Below are 11,944 nucleotides of genomic sequence, written 5' to 3'. Positions count from 1 at the left end.
ACAGATTCTCGCATAAAAAAGCAAGATCTCAATGGCAAGCAGACGACGATCCTTTCCGTTCAAGGGAATGAAATATGCTACAATGAGCAGGATGATGTACATGCGAAATTCTTTCACGAAAGAGGTAGGTAATAATGGTTCGATTCGGAGTTGTAGGTACCAACTGGATTACAGAGCGGCTTCTTGAAGCCGCAGCACATGTGAAGGGATTCGAATTGACAGCTGTCTACTCACGGACAGAGGACAAGGCGAATGCATTTGCAGATCAATATAAGGCCAAGCATCGATTCACTGACCTGGAGGACATGGCAGCGAGTGACACGATTGATGCGGTCTACATTGCTACACCCAATACATATCATGCTGATCAGACGGCGCTGTTCCTGAGAAATGGCAAGCATGTATTATGCGAGAAGCCACTTGCAGCCAATGCTGCAGAGGTTTCTCATGTGATTAACACAGCTCGCGATAACAACGTTTTGCTAATGGAGGCGATGAAGTCAACGCTGGCTCCCACGTTCAAAATGGTACAGGCACACCTGCACAAAATTGGACCTGTGCGCAAGTATATTGCGGGATACTGTCAGTATTCATCCCGTTACGACAAGTACAAAGAGGGGGTTGTGCTCAATGCATTCAAGCCTGAACTTGCAAACGGCGCTTTAATGGATCTTGGGGTGTACTGTCTGTACCCGCTAATCACTTTGTTTGGAGCACCGAATCAGGTTCAAGCTCAAGCCATCATGCTGGATTCTGGTGTTGATGGACAGGGCAGTGTACTTCTAGGCTATGAAGGGATGGAAGCCGTGGTGACTTACTCCAAGATCTCCAACTCTCATGTGCCAAGTGAAATTATGGGAGAGCGCGGCAGCATTATCATTGATAAAATCGGTTCCCCCGAACATGCTGAAATACGATACAATGACGGTACGGTAGAACCGTTGACAGCTGAGCAGACCTATCCAGCCATGTATTACGAGGTGGAGGAATTCGTTAACCTCGTTCAGCAGGGGAAACAGGAGTCCGAGCTGAACAGCTATCAGCGCTCCTATGTAACCATGCAGGTGATGGATCAGATCCGCAATCAGATTGGTCTGGTTTTCCCGAACGATTAATGGAATGACAGGAAAGTGAGCTGAGAAGAGATGAGTAGAGAAGAGCAGCGAGAGAACAAGAGTTTAGGTCTTGAACTGGAGAAGATTATTTTTATTGGAAGAACGTATGAGGAATATATGTCAATGTTCAACCTTACAGCAGAAGATCTCCATGGCAGAACCATTCTGGACTGTCCGGGTGGGGCTTGTTCATTCAGCAGCCATGCCCGCAGGCATGGTATGGATTCCATGGCAGCAGATATTGCATACCAACACGAAATCGGCAATTTGGAACTGAAAGGGCAGCAAGACGTTGAACACACCATGCAGCAGTTGAAACAGGTGCGTGACAGCTACAGATGGGACTATTTTGGTTCAATGGATGGTTTGAAGCAAGCAAGAATGAATGCTCTTCGGGATTGTACGGCAGATATGAGAAACTTTCCAGAGCAGTATGTTTATGCAGAGCTTCCAGTCCTGCCTTTCACTGACGAACAATTCGATATGACGTTATCTGCGCATTTTCTGTTTACGTATGCAGATCGATTGGACTACAGCTTCCATGAGCAAACCATTCTTGAATTGCTGCGCGTAACAAGACAGGAGCTGCGGATTTTCCCTACAGTCGATCTGTCTGGTAAACGCTATGAACATATGGACGAGATCAAGTCCTTTCTGAAGAACCTTGGATTCAGTGTTACAGAAGTCAGTACGACGTATGAATTTCAGCAAGGAGCTCATACGATGCTCAAAATTACAAAACCTGAATCCTGAGTCATGTGATAAGAGGTCTTTCCATCCTTGAAACGCAGGTTAACTGTTGCGTTAAGGGGTATATTTGTTGTAGTATTGCAAACCTCGCTATAATATACGAAACACCAGAAGAGGGTAGGAGGTCTATCGGATGAAAAAGGTACTCATTCTTGGCGGGACACGCTTTTTCGGCAAACGTCTGGTCGATCATTTGCTGTGGGAAGGCAAATCGCAAATTACGGTTGCGACGCGCGGCAAAACGAACGTGGACTTTGGGCCGGAAGTGAACCGGATCAAGATGGATCGGGAGGATCCGCAATCTCTAGCGGAAGTGGCACAGATTGACCAGTGGGATGTGGTATATGATAACATCTGTTACTCACCGGATGCGGCGAAGTCGGCGTGTGAGGCTTTTGCGGGCCGTACCCAAAGATATGTGCTTACATCAACACTCTCCGTGTATGGCGATCCCCAACCGGGATTTACGGAAGAGGATTTTGATCCATACACGTATCCATTGAAATACGGGAATCACGAAGACTTTACGTATGGAGAGGGCAAGCGGCTAGCGGAGGCGGTGTTTTTTCAGGAAGCGAGTTTCCCTGTCGTGGCGATGAGAATTCCAATTGTTCTCGGAATAGACGATTATACGAGAAGACTGCATTTTCATATTGAACATGTGCAAAAAGGAAAGCCAATTGGCATGCCGAATCCGGAGGCCGAGATTGGATTTATCAATTCCACGGAAGCAGCCAGATTTCTTGCCTGGTTGGGGCATTCGTCGATTACCGGACCTATAAACGCTGCTTCGAAAGGATCCATTTCGCTGTCTGCCATGATGGACCTGATTGAGACTGTGACAGGCATGCAGTCTCAAGTGTTACGCGAAACCGTTCAGGAGGATATGTCCCCCTTCGGTATCTCGGAATCGTGGACGATGGACACAACCAAGGCAGAGCAGGCCGGATATACCTTTGAAGCACTGATGGACTGGTTTCCGGGTCTCGTACGTGAAGTGGCACTGGCGCTGCAGTCCGAAGGTTAAATTTTTGTGGTATCTAAGCATGAATGGTAAAACAGGACGCAAGGGATGAGTAACTCCTTGGCGTCCTGTTTTTTTATATTAATTTAAGTCCAGTCATACGGATTCTATCATGATTCCAATGGTTTCGATTGCCCTAGTGGCAGGGAAGCTGAAGCACGGATACGCAGTTCAGATGGAAGTATGACCGTTTGCGGATCAGTTGGTGCGGTGCCTTCAATTCTGTCGATTAGCATATGCATGCCTTTGGCTCCAAAATCATAGGCAGGCTGTGCTGCTACCGTGAGGAAAGGATCAAAAGCGGAAGCCAGATCCAGATCATCAAAACAGACGACCGAGATGTCCTCCGGTACACGCAGCCCTCTTTTACGCAGCAGACGAATGACCCCAATCGCGAGCATATTATTGGCTGCAAAAATAGCCGTTGGCTGATTCGGCTGTGTAAGTAACTGTTCCATTCCAGCCTCATCACTGAAATCACGATAACCTGTCCGAAGGACAAGCTTCGGATCAACCTTAACTCCTGCTTCACGTAACCCCTCAGCATATCCTTCTTCACGTAATCTGGCCGTAGAAACCTCGGAAGAGCCGTTAACGAGCGCAATGCGGCGGTGACCCAGTTCCGTCAGATATCGGATCAGTAGAAGTGCACCTTGCCGACTGTCCCCCGCAATAACATCCGATGTAATCCCCGGTACTGTGCGATCCAAGATCACAAACGGGATGTTCCTCTCATGTAACTGCTGCAGATGCTCAAGGGAACGGTCGCCCGTAGGGGCAAATAGGACTCCGTCTACACGCGTTGACAGAATCGTCTCCACGTAGTTCTTCTCCTTGTGGTAATCTTCATCACTATTCCCGAACAACAGACGATATCCACGAGCGTTAGCTGCATCCTCGGCTCCGCGTGCGAGCGTCGTATAAAATGGATTGGTGATATCTGTAATCAGTAGAGATAACATCTGTGTTCGCTGAAGTACAAGACTGCGTGCGTTCGAATTCGGTATATACCCGAGTTCATCAATAACCTGCTGTACGCGTTCCCTGGTGGCCGTGCTGATGCGACCTGTTTGATTAATCACTTTGGAGACCGTCATGGCAGAAACATTGGCTTTCTTGGCAATATCATAAATAGTGATCAATAGAATCTAACCTCTCATAACATAGTCTTACCATTCTATAGGATAATGCCGATTGACAGCAATATGGGCGCGTGCTATGTTAGGGTTACCGATAACCCAAAATACAAAACAAACCACTTTTTTCAGCAAACCATTTACAGTAGGCATTCTTTTTTGCTCTATACATCCGTTCCTGCAGAGAAAGAGGACTGCATCATGGAGATCCATACATAAAATGAACTTTTGTTCAATTTAAAATTGTAAACGTATTCATTTAATGAATTGCTCTCTTGTTCAGGACTGACGCACCAATGGGTATCGGGATTACATCGTCAAGGTCTGACCGCTTTAACTGCATCCTGAAAGACAACGTGAAATCAATTCGTACCTATCCAGAAACCACTTGAAGGAGGACGTATTAGTATGACACATCAGGATTACCGTTATAAACAGGCTTTTCCCAAGATTGGTATTCGTCCCACCATTGACGGCAGACGCAAGGGAGTACGTGAATCCCTGGAGGAACAAACGATGCGAATGGCAACATCGGTAGCTGAGCTGCTTACGGCAGAACTTCGTTATCCGGACGGCTCCCCGGTCGAATGCGTCGTTGCCGAATCCTGTATCGGCGGTGTAGCCGAAGCAGCTGCGGCGGCAGAGCTGTTCAACCGTTCGAATGTAGGAGTCACCATTACGGTTACTCCATGCTGGTGTTATGGTACGGAAACGATGGATATGTCTCCATCCATACCTACGGCCATCTGGGGTTTTAACGGTACGGAACGGCCTGGCGCAGTTTATCTGGCAGCCGTACTCTCTGCACATGCTCAGAAGGGGATTCCGGCCTTCGGGATCTACGGCGAGGATGTTCAGGATGGCGGGGATACGACCATTCCAGATGACGTCCGTGAGAAATTGCTTCGCTTCAGCCGGGCGGGTCTTGCAGCCGCTACGATGAAGGGGCGGGCCTATCTGTCCATTGGTTCGGTATCCATGGGAATTGCCGGATCCATTGTGAACGATTCCTTTTTCCAGGAATATCTCGGCATGAGGAACGAATATGTGGATATGAGCGAGCTGACCCGGCGGATTGAGGAAGAAATCTATGATCCGGAAGAATACAAGTTGGCACTGGCTTGGGTGAAAGAAAACTGCATTGAAGGGCCGGATAACAACCCGCCCCATCTGCAAACAGACCGCAAGCGGAAAGAGTATGAATGGGAAACTGTCGTGAAAATGACTCAGATCGTACGTGATCTGATGGCAGGCAATCCGAGATTGGCAGAACTCGGTTTTACAGAAGAATCGATGGGTCATCACGCCATTGTATCCGGCTTCCAGGGTCAGCGGCAGTGGACGGATCATTCGCCTAATGGCGATTTCCTGGAGTCGATCCTGAATTCATCCTTTGACTGGAATGGCAAACGCTCTCCTTATCTGGTAGCCACAGAAAATGACAGCCTGAATGGTGTATCCATGCTGTTCGGCTCCCTGCTCACTCATACAGCCCAAATTTTTGCAGATGTACGTACCTATTGGAGTCCGGATTCGGTAGCTCGGGTAACAGGACACCAATTGGAGGGAAAAGCAAAGGACGGGATTCTCCACTTGATCAATTCCGGCTCCGCGGCACTCGATGGCACTGGGCAGCAATCCAGAGACGGTAATCCTGCTCTGAAGCCGTTCTGGGAAATTACCGATGAAGAAGTTCAGAACTGCCTGCAGTCGACATCGTGGAGACCTGCCTCAGTCGAATATTTCAGAGGGGGCGGCTACTCCGCTGACTTCCTGACCAAAGGCGGTATGCCCGTCACGATGACACGTCTCAATCTGGTAAAGGGTCTTGGTCCTGTACTGCAGCTTGCGCAGGGTTACACCGTAGATCTGCCTGATGAAGTGCATAATACGCTGGACCAGCGGACGGATCCGACTTGGCCATCAACTTGGTTCGCCCCTATTTTAACAGGAACAGGCGCATTTACCTCCGTTTATGAAGTCATGAACCAATGGGGCGCCAACCACGGCTCGATCTCATATGGGCACATTGGAGCAGATCTCCTAACCTTGGCTTCAATCTTGCGGATTCCGGTGAGTATGCATAATGTACCGGAGTCCGAAATATTCCGTCCACGGGCATGGGGGTTATTTGGAACAAGTGAACCGGAGAGTGCAGATTATCGTGCTTGCAGCGTATTTGGACCTTTATACCGCTAGACTATCCTGTCAGACGCCATATTCTGCCTAATCAGAATGTGGCGTTCTTCCAAAGGAGGAGGCAAGAGAGATGGGAAATAAGGCAAACCATGTGCTTGCTGCTGACTATGGTGCCGGAAGCGGCCGGGTGGTCAGGGGAAGTTTTGACGGAGAGATGCTCTCGTTACAGGAAGTACATCGATTCAGTAATGATCCCGTTCAGCTTGCAGACGGATTGTATTGGGACTTTCTAAGACTGTTCCATGAACTGAAACAGGGCATTGTAAAGGGCACTCAGGGATTAACTCACCCTGTACGTTCCATTGCCGTTGATACCTGGGGCGTTGATTATGGCTTGGTGGATGGAACAGGAAGATTATGCGGGAACCCACGTCATTACCGGGAATCGCGTAATGCCGATTGGATGAAAGAGACACTGCGTATGATTAATGAAGAAGATCTGTATACCATGTCCGGCGTTCTGCCTCAGCAGATTAATACGGTGTTCCAATTGGTTGGAAGCTTACGGGAAAACGCTGAATTACGTCCGGATATACGGATGTTATTCATGCCGGATCTGTTTCACTTTTATCTCTCGGGACAGCAGGCCTGTGAATATACAATTGCCAGTACAAGCGGACTTCTGCATGCCGGAGAGGACCGCTGGAACGAATCCTTATTTGGCCGCCTCGGTTTACCTGAAACACTTTTCCCACCTATTGTTCGGCCAGGCACTGTGCTGGGAAGGTTAACAGATGATCTGTGCGCAGAGTTACAGATTGAACCCATGCAAGTCATATCTGTAGGCTCGCATGATACGGCATCAGCACTTGCAGCCATCCCTGCGTCAGATTCAAATTTTGCTTTTATCAGCTGTGGAACATGGTCATTAATGGGCATGGAACGCGACTCCCCGGTACTCGATGAACGCAGCCGAGGTCTGGGATTCACCAATGAAGGGACGGTTAATGGCAAGACAAGAATTTTGAAGAATCGGTCAGGTCTCTGGCTTCTGCAGGAGTGCAAAAGGCAGTGGGAACGGGAAAATCATATTTTCAGTCATCAGGAACTGGTTCACCTCGCAGCATCGTCTCCAGCGCTACAAAGCTTTATCCTGCCGGGAGATGCGATATATCTAACACCGGGTGATATGCCTGAACGAATACGTCAGCAGTGCTGTGCCACCATGCAGGTTATTCCGGAAACTATCGGAGCGATTGTACGCTGCATCTTGGAAAGTCTGGCTCTGGAATTCAGGCAGACACTGGATGAACTTGAACTTGTCACGGGGAGTCGGCCGAGCGTCATTCACATGGTAGGTGGAGGTGTTCAGAATCGTTTACTGTGTCAGTTTACAGCGAATGCCACCGGTATTCCTGTGGTAGCAGGGCCAGTGGAGGCAACAGCCGCCGGGAATTGCATGCTACAATTCATGGCCCATGGCGAAGTAGGCAGTTTGTCTGAGGTCAGGGAGATTGCCGCCGCTTCCTTCACTCTGAAAACCTATGAGCCAGAGGATAGCCTGCTATGGCAGGAAGCCTATGAAATCTATCAAAAACTGAATGGGCGCTTAGCGAAGGGATTGAAATAAAAAGAAGATAAGGGAGTGGAGGAACACATGACTGAACAGCTGGTAAGAGAAGAACTGACCAAATATGCCCGCAGATCGGTAGCGCAGGGTCTCGTGGTTGGACCTGGAGGCAATCTGAGCGCCCGTTCGGAAGGGACGATGCTGCTCTCTCCGAGTGGTTATGCACTTGAGGATATTGAACCGGAGGAATGGATTGCGGTTGATATCGGGACAGGTGAGACCCGGGCGGGATCAACACGTCCTTCCTCAGAAGTGTTAATGCATCTGTACAGCTATCGCGTGAATCCCGATATTCAAGCGATTGTTCATACGCATCCTGCATATACGATCGCTCTGAGCCTCGTGTACGATGAACTGCCTCACCTTTTTCCGGATCAGTCTGCACTTGTAGGGGACGTCGGTTTCATTCCTTACGTTCTTCCCACAACCAAACTGTTGGCCGATGCAGTCGCTGCTAAGGTGGACTCACATTCGGCCCTCATCCTTGTCAATCATGGACTGGTCACGACAGGAAAAAATTTGCGCGAAGCCTATTATCGAACTCAAGTGGTCGAGGAAAGTGCAAAAGTGTATATGATTGCCAAGGCAGCTGGAGAACCAAGGGTTCTTACGGCTGAACAATATAAGGAGATCCAATCTCTGGACAGTGAAGCGTATCGTGTCCAGTTGTTGCAACAGCTCAAGTCATAATATCAAGAGTGCTAATATCGAGTGTATTCGAACTATTTCGTCATGATTCGACATAAACAGCAAAAAGCTGAACCTTATTCCGACACCTATTGCAAATCCTGAAAAACCGAGTATAATACTTGGTAAATAGACGAAAAGGGGATGCAATAAACGATGAAAACACATGCTGAATTGAACTCACTTCTTGTTGACGATTATCTGGATCTCCTGAACATAGCGACACAGTTAGGTGACGTTGAGTGGAAGAACTCCATTCTGCAAGCACTAAAAGAAGAGGTGGACGCTAATCGTCACTTGGATTCTCAAGAAGTACGCCAGGATCTCTGGACCCAGTTTGAAGGGATTAATGAACAGATGCATGATCTCTTAATGCAGCTCAAACATGCCGATTCCGCTGAAGAGAAAGAGCAAATCGTTGAAATGCTCTGGGGATTGAAAGTGGACCGTAATGCCATTACCCGCAAACTTGAAACCATAAGCCGTGCCAGTGCCGGTCATCAATAATCAGATATCATTCTTTATTATATAAAAGCCCGCTGTGTGCCCCTTCGTACGAATAAGGGAGCATAGCGGGCTTTACTTTTTTCATTTCATGATTAAAACTGCTTCGCTACAGTTCGAGCCTGTTCCATTGCATCCTGTTTTATCTGATCCGCCCGTTCTCTGAATTGGTTGTGACCTTCAATGAAGATCCCATCCAGCTTGGGTACACCCAGGAATGACATGATGATGCTCAGATATCGATGCCCGGATTCCATTTGAGCTGCAGATCCTTCGGAATAAATGCCGCCACGGGCCTGAATATGCAGTGCCTTTTTATTCGTCAAAAGTCCGATCGGACCTTGCTCTGTATAGCGGAACGTTTTGCCAGCCACACAAATGGAGTCAATGTACGCCTTCATGATTGGAGGAAACGAGAAATTCCACATTGGAGTAACAAAAACATACTTGTCAGCTGATGCAAACTGATCCGATAGCTCATTCAGACGGCTTACCTTGGATTGCTCATCCGCAGTGAGTTCACTGCCGGATTGGAGTTTACCCCAACCACTGAACACATCGGCATCAATATGCGGGATGTTGGAGCGATACAGATCGAGATGGACAACCTCATCCGATGGATTGCTTTCCCGGTATGCATCTATAAAAGCTTGACCAGTGGCCATACTGAAGGAGGTCTCATGATCATGTGGATGGGCAGTAATATACAGTAGGGTTGGCATGCAATACTTCCTCTCAGTCATGTATTTTGGTGAATTCATAATTCCTCAAACGATAAAGTGACCGCTGTAGTATGCACCCTAGAGTTCTTTTTATGCTTGGATTTCACAAATCTTCTCATATGTCATTAGCTACAGAAGGAATAGTGACCTGGTACTTCATGATGTATAATAAACTGAACTAGCAGTGAATTGAAAGTTTAATCAGTATGGAACAAGAATTGCAAACGATACCATGGATGAGTGAGATGATTGCAGATGGGAATGGATCTGGAGAAACAACGATTAAGCATTGAAGCAGCCAAATTGTATTATCAGTCGGATTACAGCCAGCAGGATATCGCCGTTAGGCTGGGCGTGTCTCGTCCAACCGTATCCCGGTTGCTCCAGTATGCCAAGGACCGAGGTTATGTCCGTATTGAAATTATGGACCCGCTGGAGGACATTGATATCATTGCCGGGGAACTCAAAGCCAAATATAATCTGGATACCGCACTCGTCTGTTTTGCACCATTGAAGAGTGATGAAGAGATACAGAGGCATATCAGCAAAAGAGCTGCGGACTATCTGCAGGATACCGTACAGGATGCAGATATTATTGGAGTGACATGGGGAACAACGATGTACGCGGTGGCCAAACAGCTTCGGGCCAAACAGGTTAAAGGTGTTGAAGTCGTTCAGTTAAAGGGAGGCGTAAGTCATTCTCACGTAAACACGTATGCAGCGGAGATTGTGCATTTATTCGCGGAAGCGTTCCATACCGTTCCACGGTACTTGCCCCTGCCTGTTATTTTTGACAATATTGAAGTCAAGAAAATGGTGGAAGCAGACCGGCACATCGGACGCATCGTAGAGCTCGGCAGACAGGCCAACATCGCGATCTTCACTGTGGGTACGGTGAAGGAGGATGCGCTCCTGTTCAAGCTGGGTTATTTCAACGAAGAGGAACAGCAATTGCTGATGAATTCGGGTGCAGGTGATATCTGTTCACGTTTCTTTGATGCTGAGGGTCAATTGATTAGTGAAGAGATCAACAGCAGAACCGTAGGGATTGACCTGGCCGAATTACGGAACAAAGAGAAATCCATTCTTGTTGCCGGTGGTCAACGCAAAATTGAAGCCATCCACGCAGCGCTCAAAGGACACTATGCTAACATTTTGGTAACAGACCAGTACACAGCCCAGGCTTTGCTTCGATTCTAAATCTGAGGATGACAACATCTGCCACGGAACAATGGTGGATGTTTTGCTTTTTTAGGGCAGAAGCTATAAGCGTTGTTTCGCTCACAATAGCGGGTGAACGAGAGTGAACAAAGGTTCATATTGATTTTTACATATGTTCATGTTAGTGTAAGGCTATAAATAAACAGTTCAGATAAGGGAGAGATTCAATTGACTACAGCTCAATTAGCCAAAATGATCGATCATACCTTGCTTCGTGCGGACGCAACACAAAGCGAAATCAACAAATTGACGGAAGAAGCGAAACAGTACCAATTTGCTTCTGTATGCGTGAATCCGGGATGGGTTTCTTATGCAGCAGGGCAGCTTCAAGGCAGTGGCGTGGATATCTGTACAGTAATCGGATTCCCTCTGGGAGCTTCTACTTCCGAGACCAAAGCGTTCGAAACGACAGATGCAATCGCTAAAGGTGCTACAGAAGTGGACATGGTGATCAACATCAGCGCGTTAAAAGATGGAAAAGATGACTATGTGGAGCAGGATATTCGTGCTGTTGTTGAAGCGGCAGCGGGTAAAGCATTGGTAAAAGTCATCATTGAAACGTGTCTGCTTACAGATGAAGAGAAAGTACGTGCATGCCAGGCAGCGGTTAGAGCAGGCGCCGATTTTGTCAAAACATCCACAGGTTTCTCTACAGGTGGGGCAACGCCTGAAGACATCGCTCTGATGCGCCGAACAGTTGGACCAGATATGGGTGTAAAAGCATCGGGCGGTGTACGCAGCCTGGAAGACATGCAAAAAATGATTGAAGCAGGAGCAACTCGGATTGGTGCAAGCTCCGGCGTGAAAATCATGCAAGGTGGACAATCTACATCCTCTTACTAAAAACCAGGTCGTTGATCTGTTCTCCAGAAACCGGTATGTACACCGATGATGGGGAACAGGTCCTCAACCTTTATCAAATGAACAGTTTGTAAGCGCTTCATAACTTTTCTGAAAGCTTCATTTTACGGTATGGCCTTTGAACAGAATTCAACATCGGGCTAAACTACCTTCAA

At 47.7% G+C, this 11,944-nt stretch carries 11 protein-coding genes; 9 read left to right on the top strand and 2 right to left on the bottom strand.

All coding sequences use genetic code 11. The annotated features are described in order from the left end of the window. The first annotated feature begins 134 nt into the window (after positions 1 to 134). The 3 genes from CHI14_RS03750 (at position 135) to CHI14_RS03740 (ending at position 2,892) form a co-directional block, all read left to right on the top strand. The gene (locus CHI14_RS03750) at positions 135 to 1,115 is read left to right on the top strand and encodes a Gfo/Idh/MocA family protein (protein WP_095287085.1); all 981 of its coding nucleotides are present in this window, start codon (positions 135 to 137) and stop codon (positions 1,113 to 1,115) included. 30 nt (positions 1,116 to 1,145) lie between these two features. After that, positions 1,146 to 1,868, top strand: a complete 723-nt coding sequence (locus tag CHI14_RS03745; protein ID WP_095287084.1) for an SAM-dependent methyltransferase — start codon at positions 1,146 to 1,148, stop codon at positions 1,866 to 1,868. Positions 1,869 to 1,998: 130 nt separating this feature from the next. Then, the gene (locus CHI14_RS03740; RefSeq protein ID WP_095287083.1) at positions 1,999 to 2,892 is read left to right on the top strand and encodes an NAD-dependent epimerase/dehydratase family protein; all 894 of its coding nucleotides are present in this window, start codon (positions 1,999 to 2,001) and stop codon (positions 2,890 to 2,892) included. A 107-nt stretch (positions 2,893 to 2,999) separates the two neighbouring features. Here the strand turns inward: CHI14_RS03740 and CHI14_RS03735 are convergent, their stop codons facing one another. Further along, entirely contained in the window at positions 3,000 to 4,031 is a 1,032-nt protein-coding gene (locus CHI14_RS03735) for a LacI family DNA-binding transcriptional regulator (protein WP_095287082.1), read from the bottom strand. Positions 4,032 to 4,433: 402 nt separating this feature from the next. On the opposite strand from CHI14_RS03735, the gene CHI14_RS03730 reads away from it, so the two are divergent. From CHI14_RS03730 to CHI14_RS03715, 4 genes are all read left to right on the top strand, one after another. Continuing rightward, on the top strand, positions 4,434 to 6,224 hold the full coding sequence (locus tag CHI14_RS03730; RefSeq protein ID WP_095287081.1) for an L-fucose isomerase: 1,791 nt from the start codon (positions 4,434 to 4,436) through the stop codon (positions 6,222 to 6,224). A 70-nt stretch (positions 6,225 to 6,294) separates the two neighbouring features. Then, positions 6,295 to 7,794: a rhamnulokinase gene (locus CHI14_RS03725; protein ID WP_095287080.1), complete on the top strand. Its 1,500-nt coding sequence runs from the start codon at positions 6,295 to 6,297 to the stop codon at positions 7,792 to 7,794. Positions 7,795 to 7,821: 27 nt separating this feature from the next. Next, positions 7,822 to 8,484 (top strand): class II aldolase/adducin family protein, encoded by a 663-nt coding sequence (locus CHI14_RS03720; protein ID WP_095287079.1) that lies wholly within the window; start codon positions 7,822 to 7,824, stop codon positions 8,482 to 8,484. Between the two features lie 153 nt (positions 8,485 to 8,637). Next, positions 8,638 to 8,988, top strand: a complete 351-nt coding sequence (locus CHI14_RS03715; protein WP_095287078.1) for a hypothetical protein — start codon at positions 8,638 to 8,640, stop codon at positions 8,986 to 8,988. A 92-nt stretch (positions 8,989 to 9,080) separates the two neighbouring features. On the opposite strand, the gene CHI14_RS03710 is transcribed toward CHI14_RS03715, so the two are convergent. Next, complete coding sequence (locus tag CHI14_RS03710) at positions 9,081 to 9,707, bottom strand: FMN-dependent NADH-azoreductase (protein ID WP_095287077.1); 627 nt, start codon at positions 9,705 to 9,707, stop codon at positions 9,081 to 9,083. Positions 9,708 to 9,968: 261 nt separating this feature from the next. Between CHI14_RS03710 and CHI14_RS03705 the strand changes: the two genes are divergently transcribed. Beyond that, positions 9,969 to 10,907 carry a sugar-binding transcriptional regulator gene (locus CHI14_RS03705; protein ID WP_095287731.1) on the top strand — a complete coding sequence of 313 codons (939 nt, stop codon included), beginning with the start codon at positions 9,969 to 9,971 and terminating at the stop codon, positions 10,905 to 10,907. Positions 10,908 to 11,120: 213 nt separating this feature from the next. After that, a complete protein-coding gene (gene deoC / locus CHI14_RS03700) occupies positions 11,121 to 11,771 on the top strand; it encodes a deoxyribose-phosphate aldolase (RefSeq protein WP_095287730.1) in 651 nt (216 codons plus the stop codon). Positions 11,772 to 11,944 lie beyond the last annotated feature (173 nt).

Origin of the sequence: Paenibacillus sp. 7516 (assembly GCF_002272715.1) — a bacterium.
Classification (GTDB): domain Bacteria; phylum Bacillota; class Bacilli; order Paenibacillales; family Paenibacillaceae; genus Paenibacillus; species Paenibacillus illinoisensis_A.
Note: the sequence above shows the minus strand (reverse complement) of the source record. Positions and strands in the feature narration are given on the sequence as shown.

What these genes read in the sequence shown, in the direction of transcription:
- CHI14_RS03740 (WP_095287083.1), top strand. Translation starts at nt 1,999, where the DNA reads ATGAAAAAGGTACTCATTCTTGGCGGGACACGCTTTTTCGGCAAACGT.
- CHI14_RS03725 (WP_095287080.1), top strand. Translation starts at nt 6,295, where the DNA reads ATGGGAAATAAGGCAAACCATGTGCTTGCTGCTGACTATGGTGCCGGA.
- CHI14_RS03715 (WP_095287078.1), top strand. Translation starts at nt 8,638, where the DNA reads ATGAAAACACATGCTGAATTGAACTCACTTCTTGTTGACGATTATCTG.
- CHI14_RS03705 (WP_095287731.1), top strand. Translation starts at nt 9,969, where the DNA reads ATGGATCTGGAGAAACAACGATTAAGCATTGAAGCAGCCAAATTGTAT.
- CHI14_RS03745 (WP_095287084.1), top strand. Translation starts at nt 1,146, where the DNA reads ATGAGTAGAGAAGAGCAGCGAGAGAACAAGAGTTTAGGTCTTGAACTG.
- CHI14_RS03710 (WP_095287077.1), bottom strand. Translation starts at nt 9,707, where the DNA reads ATGCCAACCCTACTGTATATTACTGCCCATCCACATGATCATGAGACC.
- CHI14_RS03720 (WP_095287079.1), top strand. Translation starts at nt 7,822, where the DNA reads ATGACTGAACAGCTGGTAAGAGAAGAACTGACCAAATATGCCCGCAGA.
- deoC (WP_095287730.1), top strand. Translation starts at nt 11,121, where the DNA reads ATGATCGATCATACCTTGCTTCGTGCGGACGCAACACAAAGCGAAATC.
- CHI14_RS03750 (WP_095287085.1), top strand. Translation starts at nt 135, where the DNA reads ATGGTTCGATTCGGAGTTGTAGGTACCAACTGGATTACAGAGCGGCTT.
- CHI14_RS03730 (WP_095287081.1), top strand. Translation starts at nt 4,434, where the DNA reads ATGACACATCAGGATTACCGTTATAAACAGGCTTTTCCCAAGATTGGT.